Source organism: Bacillus sp. NPDC094077, assembly GCF_050279465.1.
Classification (GTDB): Bacteria; Bacillota; Bacilli; order Bacillales; family Bacillaceae_G; genus Bacillus_A.
The window spans coordinates 1-15,217 of the sequence record NZ_JBNNUF010000006.1 but is presented as its reverse complement, the minus strand read 5'-3'; the positions used below and the strand labels follow the sequence as shown (position 1 = coordinate 15,217).

13 protein-coding genes and 2 pseudogenes are annotated in these 15,217 nt (G+C 35.6%); 11 read left to right on the top strand and 4 right to left on the bottom strand.

The window, feature by feature from the left end:
• Nucleotides 1–77 precede the first annotated feature (77 nt).
• From iolG to ACQKNR_RS16160, 8 genes are all read left to right on the top strand, one after another.
• Nucleotides 78–1,103 carry an inositol 2-dehydrogenase gene (gene iolG / locus ACQKNR_RS16195; protein ID WP_427318765.1) on the top strand — a complete coding sequence of 342 codons (1,026 nt, stop codon included), beginning with the start codon at nucleotides 78–80 and terminating at the stop codon, nucleotides 1,101–1,103.
• Between the two features lie 105 nt (nucleotides 1,104–1,208).
• Nucleotides 1,209–2,207 carry a 5-dehydro-2-deoxygluconokinase gene (gene iolC / locus ACQKNR_RS16190; RefSeq protein ID WP_427318764.1) on the top strand — a complete coding sequence of 333 codons (999 nt, stop codon included), beginning with the start codon at nucleotides 1,209–1,211 and terminating at the stop codon, nucleotides 2,205–2,207.
• Between the two features lie 77 nt (nucleotides 2,208–2,284).
• Nucleotides 2,285–3,748 (top strand): CoA-acylating methylmalonate-semialdehyde dehydrogenase, encoded by a 1,464-nt coding sequence (locus ACQKNR_RS16185; RefSeq protein WP_427318763.1) that lies wholly within the window; start codon nucleotides 2,285–2,287, stop codon nucleotides 3,746–3,748.
• 148 nt (nucleotides 3,749–3,896) lie between these two features.
• Nucleotides 3,897–5,831 carry a 3D-(3,5/4)-trihydroxycyclohexane-1,2-dione acylhydrolase (decyclizing) gene (gene iolD, locus ACQKNR_RS16180; RefSeq protein WP_427318762.1) on the top strand — a complete coding sequence of 645 codons (1,935 nt, stop codon included), beginning with the start codon at nucleotides 3,897–3,899 and terminating at the stop codon, nucleotides 5,829–5,831.
• 121 nt (nucleotides 5,832–5,952) lie between these two features.
• Nucleotides 5,953–6,849, top strand: coding sequence for a myo-inosose-2 dehydratase (gene iolE / locus ACQKNR_RS16175; RefSeq protein WP_427318761.1), 897 nt, complete (start codon nucleotides 5,953–5,955; stop codon nucleotides 6,847–6,849).
• A gap of 72 nt (nucleotides 6,850–6,921) precedes the next feature.
• The gene (locus ACQKNR_RS16170) at nucleotides 6,922–7,920 is read left to right on the top strand and encodes a LacI family DNA-binding transcriptional regulator (RefSeq protein ID WP_427318760.1); all 999 of its coding nucleotides are present in this window, start codon (nucleotides 6,922–6,924) and stop codon (nucleotides 7,918–7,920) included.
• A gap of 65 nt (nucleotides 7,921–7,985) precedes the next feature.
• A complete protein-coding gene (locus ACQKNR_RS16165) occupies nucleotides 7,986–8,831 on the top strand; it encodes a class II fructose-bisphosphate aldolase (protein WP_427318759.1) in 846 nt (281 codons plus the stop codon).
• Nucleotides 8,832–8,934: 103 nt separating this feature from the next.
• A complete protein-coding gene (locus ACQKNR_RS16160; RefSeq protein WP_427318758.1) occupies nucleotides 8,935–9,726 on the top strand; it encodes a 5-deoxy-glucuronate isomerase in 792 nt (263 codons plus the stop codon).
• Between the two features lie 160 nt (nucleotides 9,727–9,886).
• Here ACQKNR_RS16160 and ACQKNR_RS16155 read toward each other — a convergent pair whose 3' ends face one another.
• Complete coding sequence (locus tag ACQKNR_RS16155; RefSeq protein ID WP_427318757.1) at nucleotides 9,887–10,045, bottom strand: Phr family secreted Rap phosphatase inhibitor; 159 nt, start codon at nucleotides 10,043–10,045, stop codon at nucleotides 9,887–9,889.
• A complete protein-coding gene (locus ACQKNR_RS16150) occupies nucleotides 10,045–11,145 on the bottom strand; it encodes a hypothetical protein (protein ID WP_427318756.1) in 1,101 nt (366 codons plus the stop codon). Before ACQKNR_RS16150 ends, ACQKNR_RS16155 begins: the two co-directional genes overlap by 1 nt.
• 415 nt (nucleotides 11,146–11,560) lie before the next feature.
• Here ACQKNR_RS16150 and ACQKNR_RS16145 point away from each other — a divergent pair, with 415 nt between their 5' ends.
• Nucleotides 11,561–11,779, top strand: coding sequence for a hypothetical protein (locus ACQKNR_RS16145; protein ID WP_427318755.1), 219 nt, complete (start codon nucleotides 11,561–11,563; stop codon nucleotides 11,777–11,779).
• Between the two features lie 663 nt (nucleotides 11,780–12,442).
• Here ACQKNR_RS16145 and ACQKNR_RS16140 read toward each other — a convergent pair.
• Nucleotides 12,443–12,739, bottom strand: a complete 297-nt coding sequence (locus ACQKNR_RS16140) for a hypothetical protein (RefSeq protein ID WP_427318754.1) — start codon at nucleotides 12,737–12,739, stop codon at nucleotides 12,443–12,445.
• Nucleotides 12,740–14,033: 1,294 nt separating this feature from the next.
• Here ACQKNR_RS16140 and ACQKNR_RS16135 point away from each other — a divergent pair.
• Complete coding sequence (locus ACQKNR_RS16135; RefSeq protein WP_427318753.1) at nucleotides 14,034–14,339, top strand: LCI fold-containing protein; 306 nt, start codon at nucleotides 14,034–14,036, stop codon at nucleotides 14,337–14,339.
• 117 nt (nucleotides 14,340–14,456) lie between these two features.
• Here ACQKNR_RS16135 and ACQKNR_RS16130 read toward each other — a convergent pair.
• A pseudogene (locus tag ACQKNR_RS16130) lies at nucleotides 14,457–14,663 on the bottom strand (DUF3221 domain-containing protein); the annotation flags it as partial.
• Between ACQKNR_RS16130 and ACQKNR_RS16125 the strand changes: the two are divergent.
• A pseudogene (locus tag ACQKNR_RS16125) lies at nucleotides 14,647–14,754 on the top strand (phage holin family protein); the annotation flags it as partial. The pseudogenes ACQKNR_RS16130 and ACQKNR_RS16125 sit on opposite strands and share 17 nt — an antisense overlap.
• Between the last annotated feature and the right edge of the window lie 463 nt (nucleotides 14,755–15,217).

Below are 15,217 nucleotides of genomic sequence, written 5' to 3'. Positions count from 1 at the left end.
TTAACTTAATTTTAAAGTGCTAAACCTTATAGACTTTCATTTTGTTTCTTAAATTTTAATGAAGAGGGAGAAATCATATGAATGTTTTAACGATTGGGATTATTGGTGCTGGACGAATTGGGAAACTACATGTTGATAATTTGCAGCTTATGCCACAAGTAAAAATTAAAGCGGTTTCAGATGTAGTGATTAGTCATCTAGAAAAGTGGGCTCAAGATAAAGGGATTTCCACTTTGACAACAAGCTATCAGGATTTATTAGCAGATCCAGAAATTGATGCTGTATTTATTTGTTCACCAACAAATACACATGCGCAAATTATTAAAGAAGCGGCTCTTGCGAAAAAACATATTTTCTGCGAAAAGCCTGTTAGTTTCTCAGTAGAAGAAACATTAGAAGCATTAGAAGTGGTAAAAGAACAAGGGGTATCACTTCAAGTAGGTTTTAATCGTCGTTTTGATCCTAATTTCAAAAAAGTTTATGATCTTATTCAACAAGGAGAAGTGGGAAACCCACATATTTTAAAAATTACGTCTAGAGATCCACAACCGCCAAGTATAGAATATGTTCGCTCTTCGGGTGGACTGTTTATGGATATGATGATTCATGATTTTGATATGGCTCGGTATGTGATGAATAGTGAAGTTGTTGAAGTATTTGCATATGGAACAACATTAATTGATCCGTCCATTCAAGAAGTAAATGATGTTGATACGGCAATTGTCACATTGAAATTTGCGAATGGAGCTTTAGGGGTAATTGATAATAGCCGCCAAGCTGTTTATGGATATGACCAGCGTCTTGAAGTGTTTGGTGAAAAAGGAGCGGTCGCTGCGGATAATTGCTGTCCGACAACAGTACAAGTTTCAAAAACAGAAGGTGTTGTAAAAGATAAGCCGCTTTATTTCTTCTTAGAGCGCTATACGCAGGCTTACATTGAGGAAGTAACACAATTTACAAAGTCAATTATGGAAGGACAAGCCGTTATTTGCAGTGGTAATGATGGGTTACAAGCAGAACGAATTGCGAAAGCTGCGAAGGAATCGTTACTAAAAGGAAAACCTGTTCAAATTGAACATAAACAGACTGTATTAAATCAATAAAGAGAGCGTTTACTTCTAGATAGTTAAAGAGTCGTGAATCGTATGGTCATAAAAATTTCTTAACCATATCATTTACCTTTACATAAAGCAAGGGAGGTAGTAACAATGAATCCACTTAATTTTAAAGAAAATAGTCCATTAGACCTAATTGCAGTTGGACGGTTATGCGTTGATTTAAATGCGAATGAAACACAACGCCCTATGGAAGAAACGAGAACATTTACTAAGTATGTGGGGGGATCTCCTGCGAATATTGCAATTGGTGCGGCACGTCTTGGTTTACAAACAGGATTTATCGGTAAAGTGTCTGATGATCAAATGGGCCGTTTCATTACAGGGTACCTAAAGGATAACAATATTAATACAGATCAAATATGTATTGATCGTACTGGTGCAGTGACAGGTCTAGCTTTTACAGAAATTAAAAGCCCTGAAGATTGCAGTATTTTAATGTATCGTGACAATGTCGCAGATTTAAACCTTGATCCGACAGAAGTATCTGAGGACTATATTAAACAATCAAAAGCACTCTTAATTTCAGGAACAGCTTTAGCGAAAAGCCCTTCTCGTGAGGCAGTATTTTTAGCGCTAGAATATGCGCGTAAGCATGATGTAGTCGTATTTTTTGATGTTGATTACCGCCCTTATACATGGCAGTCAGAAGCTGAAACGGCTGTGTATTACAATCTAGCGGCTGAAAAGTCTGATGTCATTATTGGAACGCGTGAAGAGTTCGATATGATGGAAAAACTATTAAACTACGAACAAGCTAATGATCAAGTCACGGCTGAAAGATGGTTTTCTCATCATTCGAAAATCGTCGTAATTAAGCACGGCGGGGATGGTTCAATCGCTTATACGAGAGACGGTCAATCTCACCGCGGCGGTATCTTTAAAACAAAGGTACTAAAGACGTTCGGCGCTGGTGACTCGTATGCTTCTGCGTTTATTTACGGCTTAATGCAAGGGCTTGAGATTCCTCAAGCGATGCGATTAGGAGGCGCTTCTGCTTCGATTGTTATTTCCAAGCATAGCTGTTCTGATGCAATGCCAACGAGTGTAGAGATTTCTGCATTCATGGAAACGGCTGAGGAAATTGTATAGAAACTTCATAAACCAATAATCAAGTAAGAGCGTATCCTATGGACGCTTCTACATTAAATAAAAGGGAGAGAATGAATATGACAGTACAAACAGCACAAATTGTAAAAAACTACATTGGCGGCGAATGGGTAGAATCCTCTTCAACTAAGATGGAGGCTGTATATAATCCTGCAACAGGAGAAGTAATCGCTCAAGTACCACTTTCAACAAAAGAAGATGTTGAACAAGCTGTACTAGCAGCAAATAAAGCATTCAAATCTTGGTCTAAAACAGCTGTACCAAAACGTGCTCGTATTTTATTTAAATATCAACAATTACTAGTAGAGAACTGGGAAGAGTTAGCGAAACTTATTACGATTGAAAATGGAAAAAGCTATAACGAAGCTTACGGTGAAGTTCTTCGTGGTATTGAGTGTGTGGAATTTGCTGCAGGTGCTCCTACATTAATGATGGGAAAACAGCTTCCTGATATTGCGACAGGTATTGAGTCTGGTATGTATCGTTATCCAATTGGTGTTATAGGCGGGATTACACCTTTTAACTTCCCGATGATGGTTCCATGCTGGATGTTCCCACTTGCGATTGCTTGTGGTAATACATTTGTGTTAAAACCTTCAGAGCGTACACCACTTCTAGCTGTAAAATTAGCCGAATTAGCTGAAGAAGCTGGTTTACCTAAAGGTGTATTAAATATTGTCCATGGTGCACACGATGTAGTAAATGGTCTTCTTGAACATAAATTAGTGAAGGCAATTTCATTTGTAGGTTCTCAGCCTGTGGCAGAATATGTATACAAAAAAGGAACAGAAAACTTAAAACGTGTTCAAGCACTAGCGGGTGCGAAAAACCATTCCATTGTATTAAATGATGCAAATCTTGAATTAGCAACAAAGCAAATTATTAGTGCTGCATTTGGTTCAGCTGGTGAGCGTTGTATGGCTGCTTCTGTTGTAACAGTACAAGAAGAAATTGCAGATCAATTAGTTGGTAGATTAGTAGAAGAAGCAAATAAAATTGTGATCGGAAATGGTCTTGATGAAGATGTATTTTTAGGACCAGTTATTCGTGGTAACCATAAAGAGCGCACAATTGGCTATATCGATTCAGGTGTAGAACAGGGCGCTACATTAGTTCGTGATGGACGTGAAGATACAGCAGTAAAAGGAGCTGGTTACTTCGTTGGGCCAACAATTTTTGACCATGTTACAAAAGAAATGAAAATCTGGCAAGATGAGATTTTTGCTCCTGTTTTATCAATTGTTCGTGTGAAATCATTAGATGAAGCGATTGAAATTGCGAATGAATCTCGCTTTGCAAATGGTGCTTGCATTTATACAGATAGTGGGGCAAGTGTACGTCAATTCCGTGAAACAATTGAATCAGGTATGTTAGGTGTTAATGTTGGGGTTCCAGCGCCAATGGCATTCTTCCCGTTCTCTGGCTGGAAGGACTCCTTCTATGGTGATCTTCATGCGAACGGTACTGACGGCGTTGAGTTTTATACAAGAAAGAAAATGCTTACATCTCGTTGGGAAAAGTAATCATTAAGAGAGAAGTAGAATCTCTCTAGTTGTTCGTAAGCGAAAGTAACGGAAGTATTACAACATAAGAAGGAAGTATTAGGAGTCTATCAGATTCCTGATACTCCTTTTTCATATGCAGAATGACTGATAGAGGGGAGCAAATAATATGCAAACTGTCAGAATGACGACGGCGCAAGCATTAGTGAAATTTTTGAACGAGCAGTACGTAGAGTTTGATGGAGAGCGACAAAAGTTTATTAAGGGAATCTTTACTATTTTTGGTCATGGAAATGTAGTAGGCCTAGGTCAAGCTTTAGAAGAAGACGCAGGAGAATTAGAAGTATATCAAGGGAGAAATGAACAAGGGATGGCAAATGCTGCGGTTGCTTTTGCAAAACAAAAACATAGAAAACAAATTATGGCATGTACTTCTTCTGTTGGTCCTGGATCAGCAAATATGATTACCTCTGCTGCAACAGCTTCTGCAAATAATATTCCCGTTTTACTGCTTCCAGGTGATGTATTTGCAACGAGACAACCTGATCCTGTTCTTCAACAAATTGAACAAACGCATGACCTATCTATTTCTACGAATGATGCTTTTCGTGCGGTAAGTAAGTATTGGGACCGGATAAATCGTCCTGAACAATTGATGACAGCTATGATTCATGCCATGCGTGTTTTAACGAATCCGGCAGATACAGGAGCTGTAACAATTTGTTTACCACAAGATGTCCAAGGAGAAGCGTGGGATTTTCCAAGTTACTTCTTTAAAAAGCGTGTTCACCGTATTGAACGTCGTCTACCTACAAAAGCCAGCTTAGCGGATGCGGTTGAAATGATTAAGAGAAAGAAAAAGCCAATTATGATTTGCGGTGGTGGTGTAAGGTACGCAGAAGCGGCAGAGGAACTCAAACAGTTTGCTGAAACATTCCACATTCCATTTGGAGAAACACAAGCTGGGAAAAGTGCGATTGAAAGTAGTCATCCATATAATCTCGGCGGCATTGGGATAACTGGAAATTTAGCAGCTAATACAATTGCAAAGGAAGCGGATCTTGTTATTGGGATCGGGACGAGATTTACTGATTTTACAACGGCATCTAAACAATTATTTCAAAATGAGGAAGTTGAGTTTTTAAACATCAACATTTCAGAATTTCATGCGAATAAGCTTGATGCGTTGAAGGTTATAGCAGATGCGAAAGAAGCGCTTCTTGCTCTAATCGATGAACTGCAAGTAATTGATTATCGATCCAGTTATACAGTAGAAATTGCAGATGCGAAAGAAGCTTGGTCTACAGAATTAGCACGTCTACATAATATTCGCTTTACAGGTCAAGATTTCACGCCAGAAGTCGAAGGTCATTTCGATGAGGATTTAAATGAGTATGTGGACGCACTTGGTACACAATTAACTCAGACTGCAGTCATTGGACAAATTAATACATTACTTGATGAAGATGCAATCATCGTTGGTGCGGCAGGAAGTCTTCCGGGTGATTTACAAAGAATGTGGGCATCGAGAAAACCAAATACATATCACATGGAGTATGGATACTCTTGCATGGGCTATGAGGTTGCAGGCGCACTTGGTGCAAAGCTAGCTGAACCATCGAAGGAAGTATATGCAATGGTAGGGGATGGCAGTTACCAAATGCTTCATTCTGAGCTCGTCACAAGTCTTCAAGAAAACAAAAAAATTAATGTTTTATTGTTTGATAACTCCGGATTTGGCTGCATTAATAACTTACAAATGGGCAACGGAATGGGGAGCTTTGGAACAGAGTTTCGCTACCGAGACCAAGAAACTCGTAAATTAAACGGGAGTATTATGAAAATTGATTTTGCGGCTAGTGCGGCTGGATATGGTGTGAAAACGTATCGTGTTACATCGATAGAACAATTACAGGAAGCCCTTAAAGATGCGAAAAAACAAACGGTTTCTACATTGATTGATATTAAAGTATTACCAAAAACAATGACAGATGGATACGAGTCATGGTGGCATGTAGGGGTTGCAGAAGTATCTAATAGTCAAAGTGTACAAGCTGCGTACGAGAGTAAATTAAATAACTTGCAAAAGGCAAGATCTTATTAGGTCAGGACACAAAGAGAGTTTTTTATCTACATGCATATTTTTTAGGAAGCTCTCTTTTTAACGACAGATAAGAGAATTTGGCGAAATTCTATAACATTTTGCAAAGAGGAGAGACAAGGGGATGTTCAAAGAAAACACGATTAAGCTTGGAATTGCACCAATTGCTTGGACAAATGATGATATGCCGGAGCTAGGAGCAGAGAATACGTTTGAACAATGTATTAGTGAGATGGCACTAGCTGGATTTAATGGAAGTGAAGTAGGTAATAAATATCCGAGAAATATAGCTACATTAACAAAAGCTTTAAAATTACGAAGTTTAGAGATTGCTAGTGCATGGTTTAGTGCGTTCTTGACAACGAAGCCGCTTGAAGAGACGGTACAAGCATTTATTAAACATAGAGATTTCTTGCATGATATGGGTGCAAAAGTCATCGTTGTATCAGAGCAGGGTCATAGTATTCAAGGTTTAATGGATGTACCGCTATTTCAAAACAAGCCCGTTTTTACAAAAGAAGAGTGGGATAAGCTTACGGAGGGTTTGCATCACCTCGGTAAATTAGCTCAGGAAAAGGGTCTGCATATTGTATACCATCATCATATGGGTACGGGTGTTCAAACAACGGCAGAAATTGAAAAGTTAATGGAAATGACTGATCCAGAGCTTGTATCTCTGCTTTTTGATACGGGTCATCTTGTTTTTTCAGGAGAAGAGCCGCTTTATATTTTGAAAAAATATTTACCTCGTATTAAACACGTACATTTAAAAGATATTCGCCAGGAAGTAGTAGATGCTGTAAAGGAAAACGATTTAAGCTTCTTACAGGCAGTGAAGAATGGTGCGTTTACAGTTCCAGGAGATGGCGTAATTGTATTTGACGAAGTGTTTACTATCCTTGCAAACTCTGATTATAAAGGGTGGTTTGTGGTAGAAGCAGAGCAAGACCCGGCTTTAGCGAACCCTTTTGAATACGCATTAAAAGCCCGAAAATTTATACAGGAAAAAGCAGGTCTTTAATTTTCGCATTGTGAAATTACAAGTTTCAATGACGTATAAAGAATATGTTGTAGTAGGAAAAGGAGGTGTCATATGAAACCAACAATATATAGTGTTGCTGAGGAAGCTGGTGTATCTATATCAACTGTTTCAAAGGTAATTAACCGGACTGGGAATATTAGTGAGCGTACAAGGAGAAAAGTACTTCAGGTTATGGATCAACTAAATTACCATCCAAGTGTCGTGGCATCTGCTTTAACAGGAAAACAAACAAAAATGATTGGTCTTCTCATCCCTGACATCTCCAATCCATTTTTTGCTGAAGTAGCAAGAAGTATTGAGGACCGAAGCTATGAGCTAGGATTTCATGTGATGATATGTAATACAGATAATGATGCACAGAAAGAAAAGAAGTATTTATCCTTGTTAACTCGTCAAAGAATTGATGGTCTTATTATCGCTTCAGCTTTCCGAAATGCTAGTTTACTTGAGAATATGGTAAAGCAGGATGTACCTGTTAGTTTAATCGCTTCCGAAATCTACAATTTACCCGTTAACACTGTAACCGTAGATGATTATAAAGGCGCTTATTTAGCTACTTCCTATTTACTATCTTTACAGCATAGGAAGATTGCTATCATTACAGAGGATGCCAAAAGTAATCAGCTTCGCTTACGTGCTTTTAAAGATGTTTTGAAAGAAGAGGGGATAATTGTACCCCGAGATTATGTAGTGAAAACGGAAGCGACAATTCAAAGTGGATATGAGAGTGCTAAGCAACTCTTGAGACTACCAGAAAGGCCGACCGCGATTTTTGCCTGTAATGATTTATTGGCGATTGGGGTCATGAAGGTTGCTAAAGAAGAGGGTCTGAATATCCCTGAAGATTTATCAATTATTGGTTTTGATAATACCGTACTTTCTACTACGACAACCCCTATGTTAACGACCATTGCCCAGCCAATGAAGCAAATGGGTACAAAGGTAGTAGAATTGCTCGTTGAAGAAATGAAACACCCAAAACTTTGTAAGGAACGTTTGCTTCTTACCCCTGAGCTAATTATTCGGCAATCAACTTGTCCTCTTATATAAGGAGTAAAGAGACGGGACGTTTGTTTTTACATTTAATAAATAATATTGAAAAAGGTGAATGTGTAATGCCATTAGTTCAAATGAAAGATATTTTAATAAAGGCAAATCAAGAGAATTATGGTGTCGGAGCTTTCAGTGTCGCTAATATGGAAATGGTAATGGGAGCTATTAAAGCAGCAGAAGAGTTGCGTTCTCCACTTATTCTACAAATTGCGGAAGTTCGTTTGAATCATTCGCCAATTCATCTGATTGGTCCTTTGATGGTAGCTGCGGCGAAAAAAGCGACTGTCCCAGTAGCAGTTCACTTTGACCATGGTATGACGATTGAAAAGATTAAAGAGACGTTAGAAATTGGTTTTAGTTCGGTTATGTTTGATGGCTCTCACTATCCATTGGAAGAGAATATCCAAAAGACAAAAGAAATTGTAACGCTCGCGAAAAAGTACGGAGCGACGGTAGAGGCTGAGATTGGCAGAGTTGGTGGTAGTGAGGACGGATCAGAAGATATTGAGATGTTGCTGACAAGTACTAAAGAAGCAAAACGATTTGCAGAAGAAACAGACGTAGATGCGTTAGCTGTTGCGATTGGAAATGCGCACGGTATGTACAATGGAGATCCTAATTTACGATTAGATCGTCTACAGGAAATTAATGAAGTAGTCCATATTCCACTAGTATTACATGGTGGTTCTGGAATTAGCCCAGATGATTTCAAGCAGTGTATTCAACATGGTGTTCGAAAAATTAATGTAGCAACAGCCACATTTCAGAATGTAATTACTGCGGTTAACACTGCCGCCCAGAATACTCCTTATTCAGATTACTTTACGTACCATCAGGATGTTATTGAGGCCGCATACGAAAATGTTAAAAATCATATGCGAATATTCGGAAGTGAAAACAGAGCATAACCAAAAAAGCTTTCTTCATTTATATATAGAAGAAACTTGGAATTTAGTTAGATGAAAAAGGTAGAAAATTATAGAGTATCCATTAAACAAGGGGGAGAACGCCATGTTAGGAAAATTAGGTGAATTAAAAGAAGGGTATAATGTATTAACAGAAATGAACGGTCAATGTAGTGATATGTTAATGGATATAGGCATATATAAGATGTCTAGTGAAAAAGAAGAGCTGTTATTAGATAGTAAGAATGAAACGGCAATTCTTTTACTAGAAGGGACAATACGTTTAGAGTGGGAAGGAATTGAACAAGTTATTCAAAGACAGTCTATTTTTGAAGAAAACCCTTGGTGTTTACATGTAGCTAAAAATGTGAAGGTTACAATTACTGCTCTTTCAGATAGTGAAGTGCTTGTTCAAAAAACAGATAATGATCAAGAATTCGCGTCCAAGCTGTATACTCCAAATGATTGTCAAAGTGTTGTAGCTGGAGAAGGAGTATGGGAGGGAACAGCGCAGCGTGTTATTCGGACAATTTTTGACTATAACAATGCAGCATATTCTAACATGGTGGTAGGAGAAGTTATTTCTTATCCAGGACGATGGTCTAGTTATCCGCCACATCATCATGATCAGCCAGAGGTATATTATTATCGCTTTAACAAGCCACAGGGATTTGGATGTGCAATGGTTGGTGAGGATGCTTATCGCGTTGTACATAATAGCTTTATTACAATTCCAGGTGAGCTTGACCACCCACAAGCAACTGCACCTGGATATGCAATGTATTTTTGTTGGATGATTCGACATCTTGAGAATAACCCATGGAATGATCGTATCATGGAGGAAGACCACAAGTGGTTATTAGAACCAAACGCGAAAATTTGGCCAGAAAAAGAATAGACGAAAATATCACCCTACGTACATTAATAGTAACGTGAATAGTCCGAAACAAATGTGTTTCGGACTAGGGGTTCAATATTTTATCCATTTTCATTCAACATTCGTGTAAAAAATAAGAGTCTTAATTTTCTGATTTTTAAAGCGAGAAAAATATATTACGTTAATCAATAGATACTCCACCAGAGACACTCGGTATTGTTGGTGCTGGTGTATCTCCACCATTAAACGAAGATTGTTGTGATACATGTAAACTAATCATGCTACATGCTAAAGCACTTACTACTACCATACTTAATACAACTTTTTTTATTTTTTTCATTATTTTAACGCTCCTTTTCTCAAATGTTTCTTTTCAGCATTATTGCTAATATAGAAATATTTGCTCGCCTTAACATGGTTATCTGCATCATAAAATTGGATTGCTAAAATCTCTGCATATTCTTTTACACAATCCCACATTTCCTCTTTTTCAAAATAAGAAATTGCATCAGTAACTACTTTTTCTAGTTTAATTCTAGGTAGTTCTGTGATTAGTTCATTTAAAACTGCGAAACGATGCTTATATTCCTCATTTCCTGATTCATTTGTATACTTCATTCCTTGCTCGATATATGATTTTGCTGTTTCAATGCCTTCTAAATTATAATATGCTCTTGCTAAGACAAATAATGCTTTAAAATGATTCGGTATGGTATTTATAATTTCAGAACTCTGTCTGATCGCCAATGGATATAAATCTTGAATATTATATAACCAGCCCAAATTATAACGTACTCTTAATAATAATTGTTCTTCATCATACTTCTTAAAAACATCAATAACCGTATTGAGACACTCTTCAGCTCTTTCAAACTCTCTTAAATCTATACAAGCTAAACCGTATACATTGTCGCATAAAGCAACATTGATTTCATAGCCTACATGATTCAGGTATATTTCTTTGGCCTTTACTACATGTTGAATCGCTTCAAATGGTTGATAAGATTGATAACAGTAAGTTGAAAATCTATACTTAAACTCGGCTTTTTCTACTTCATCAGGTATATCAATTAAAAGTTCTTCCGCCTTTTCATAGTGTGTTTTCGCTTCAGTATAATTTGCTATAATTGTAGAGTGGATTGCCTTAAAGAAATAATAATAGTAAGCTAAAAATAAAAATTCATCTTTGATATTAGGGAGTTTTTCTATTTGATTAAAAGAATCTTTTGTAATACTCATTCCATCTATCAAGACTTTATATCTAAAATTCAGTAGGGAATAATAGAATGATACATATTGGTCTGTTTCTAGTCCCTTTATACTTTCTTTTACTTTTAGATATGTTTGTTTTGCTTCTTTTACATGATATAAACGAATTTCTTCATACCATTCATTTAATAATTCCATCAATTGCTTATTACTTTTTTCTTGAACAGTCATAATATCCCCCATTTCTCTGTAAAGGCTTATTCTGATAATAACAGGAATTAGATACAAAAAATTTAACTACGAGTTTTTTTCACTAATATACAGAATATTCTGAATCCAATGAATGTCCATGCTTTTAAATTTGAAAAAGTATAGTTAAGACAGTACAAGTTTCGTTAATGGATTTTTTTGATCTTTTAACGCATTATCCGAAAGAAGTCTCCTTCCTCAAGCGTGTTAAGGCCGATAGCCCAGCGGTAGGTGGGAGATGAATTTCGGTTTGGCGTAGCACTATGGTAGAAAAAGAGAGAGCTTATACAGTTATTGTATTGAGAAATATATAGGGCTTATTAAGCTTCAAGGACTTCCTCGAAAATAAATAGAAGTATCCACATATCTATTTACATTGAAGAGGGAGCGTTGGTTTATGATAAGTTTTGGGATTAATTTACGCACTATTATTAGTTATATACAAGAGAGTAGGAATCGTAATAATATACAGATTTTAAGTAAGTTGGGTATAAGGTTATTTGATATATATGGAGAACCATTACCTGTATCAGATGTTAATCGAGAATTAGTAACGGCATTAAAACGTCAGGACATAAATAAGCAAAGGTATATATTAAGTCATTTACAAGGATAGAAAAACCGATATTATGCTGTGTTTCTTCATAAGAGACGTTTTTATTTTGCGTAGAGAGGAGCACTTGATACTATTTGTTTGATAGAAAAAGATTCGTTTACAGGAAAGCGTAGACAAGTGAAGAGAAATGGCATCATTATCCGTTGTAGGTTGTCTTTTACTGATTAAAAACATATTGAATTACGGCGATCAAAGCAGACACTGATGTTGCAATCTTATTTGGACAGATATAACGTCACCACAATTGTCGTGCTAAATGCGAGTACGTACATGCATGTTGAACAAAACTTAATATCTGATGTTATCTAAAATAGGTATACGCTATATTAAGTATTACCAGTAGACCGCTGTAAGTAAGAGCTTATCCTTTGAACTACTCCAACACGGCCTGAATAATCTCTTCCATGCACGAAAAACGTGCATCGTAATCCACACAATCATAACCTAATATCTAGCAATGGGAAGTGTTGTTTTGGCTAAGCATATATTGATGTATCTGTAATGATGACCTCAAAAAGCTTTTCATATCTTCAATTTTTTAGTATAAGAATACGTTGGAAGTATTGATATGATTGATTTAATTTAAAACAGACCGCCCCAATAGGCGATCTGTTTTTTGCTAGGCTTGACGACTGCTATACTTTAACTCATCTTATATTGCGTTTAGTTTAAGTATTGAGAGTAAAAGAATAGTAATAGAAAAATTAATGTTTTGCTGAATAATTTATTAAATAAGCTTAAAGGAATAAAAAGTTCTCCTATTGTAAGGCTTTTGAGTTTATTCCTATTCGATCTTTTTATTAATTCTTTAAATGTTTGGAAGTTTATTTTATTAACGAAAGACCAACCTGGCATAGCTTTTGTATCTGAATCTATTTTGAAAATGATATGAATACTATGGGCATGAAAACCGCTTATACCTAAAATAAGCATAAATCCTAAAATAATGAACCAAGTCATTTTTCAACATCTCCTTTCAGTATTTAATATTAAGATATTAAAACCGTTGAGGAAGTGTGCTATTGTCCATGAAAAATATTGAGAATTTGTTGAGGGAACGTTGAGAATGTTGCAATGCTATTAGTCGCAGAGGAGTTAATTATACTTTGTAATATTTACGAAACAAGGAAAATAAAAAGAGAACAGTTGCGTAGACTGTTCTCTTAAGGAGCGGAAGTGCTGAACATTTTAAATGACAAGGATTCAAGCATGCCGTTACTAGTATGCGCATATATTTCTAATTCATACAAGAAGGCAGCTATAAAAAATAGCTGCCTTGCCTCAGGGAGAATTCAAGAAAATCAGAGATTCATCTTGGATATAGATTATCTGTTATCAACCTATTTATAGTATTGGAAAAGATTTTATAAATTATTCACTCGTTAAAGTCACTTTATTATATAGAAAATGGCTTGCAAAGTGAAGAGAGCAACCTTTGAAAGGAGCTCTTTATAAGATGTGTATTAGGACTTGAAAGAGGTATCAATGACAATTTAGAAGGAGATATCTATATACAACATATGGAGATACTATGGAAAGATGACAATGAAAAATAAAAAGAGCAGCAGGTTTGTTTTATCTTATGTTTTTACGCATTAGTTGAGTAGGTCCTTTTGAAAATAAAAAAAGATGCATTATGCTATCTCCCTAAAACTATTAACATATTATACATTCCTTGAAAACTAATAATTTAATTATATAAGTAAATTAATGTAATATATTAATTCTAACAGAAGGGAGGATTAGCCATGCAATTAGTTTGCTTTAAAGTAGTAAATGGTCAATACTTTTTATTTGTAGAAGGTATCTAGGTTTCCTATACTAATTTCAGCGGTTGCTGCAGCTCTATTAATTGGTTTAGGATTAATCCCACTTTGTTCATAGTTTAAGGAATTCCAAACAGTTCTACCTTTCAATCGATAGACCCCTCAAGTATATGAATACTTGAGGTTTTTTTATAATAGACAAGAAAAGACACCCTAAGGTGCCTTCTCTTGTTTTGGTAAATAAGAAGTAAAGTTTCCAATCTAATTGGAATAATACAGCAGCTGGTTAGAGTTTATCACATTTTTTTGTTGAATGAACATGCATTATTACATATCAATGTACCTCCCTCTATTTTCCATTTGATAAAATGGAATCCTAATATTATCAAAATTTAAATAAATATTTCTACAAATTCAATATATTTACAAATTTTACAAAGATAATACATTTAAGGTGCAAGTTATAAAAATATTAAGGGGGAATTTTTATGTTCAAGAAATTAGTAGTTGGGGCTTTAGCAACAGGTATTGCATTGACTGGGGGAATTGGAGCAGCGTCAGCAAGTACAGAAAATGTATCAAATACACCAAGTTCTATAAAACAATTAGGAGTATGCTATCCAAAAGAAAACGGTAAGTATGTAAGAGAAGTGAAAAATTCTAACGAGATTTTTGCTAATTATTTTACTGAACAAGCTTGTGGTGGGACGGTGCATTGGTATTTGAAAGGAATCAAATATACAAATGAAAATGGCGGGACATATATCGGTAAGTATGAAGGTTGGATTCAATAGTGTGTTAATTTTAATACAGTAAGTAGATTGTAAATAAATATTACGCATTCAGTTTTTTACTAAATAAGCAGGGCATCATTCTAATTAGAATGATGCCCTGCTTATTTTAAATATGATCTACTGAGCTACTTTTTCAATTGTAGGCATAACAGCAATTGATGGAAGAGATTTAGTCCATGCAGCTGCATATACATTTAATTTCTCACCTAATGCGTAGTTTTCACCATCTGAAACAGGAACTCTTAAAATCTTATTCTGAGGAACTAACTCCCACCAATCATTTTGATAAGTAAGTGCTTCATCCTTTGTAGAAGTAGCAGCAACTGACTATATTACAGGAGCATTCACGGTGGGATATAACGGAGAATTGAAGAGTGAAGTAGGATTCAAAAGCATCGCCCAAAAGGTGGTTGTTATAAGTTATTTACCTACCAAAATAATCAATCTTTGTTTAAAATATAAGATTACTATTTTGTTATATCGAGTAATTATTTACATTATTTAATAATTACTTAATACATTATTAATGTGGTTACCTTACAAAAATGTAAGATTATTTTAATTGACACTCGTGTATATAAGTAACTATACTAGTTACACAATGTTGGTGAATATATTTAATAGTCTCTATCTATAAGTGTATGTCTGAGGATTCTTTTCGGAATAATAGTTCGATTTTAAATTCCGTATATGTAATATAGTGATAATACCAACTTAATCTATTCTTTATTCTAGGTCGTATTATTTAAAGATTAACTATAAATGATATATTTACCAACTTGTAATAACTTGTTAGAGGTGTTACATTTTGAAATACAAATTAATTGCTACAGGAATTCTTGCTGGAAGTCTACTATCCTACTCATCTAGTACATTTG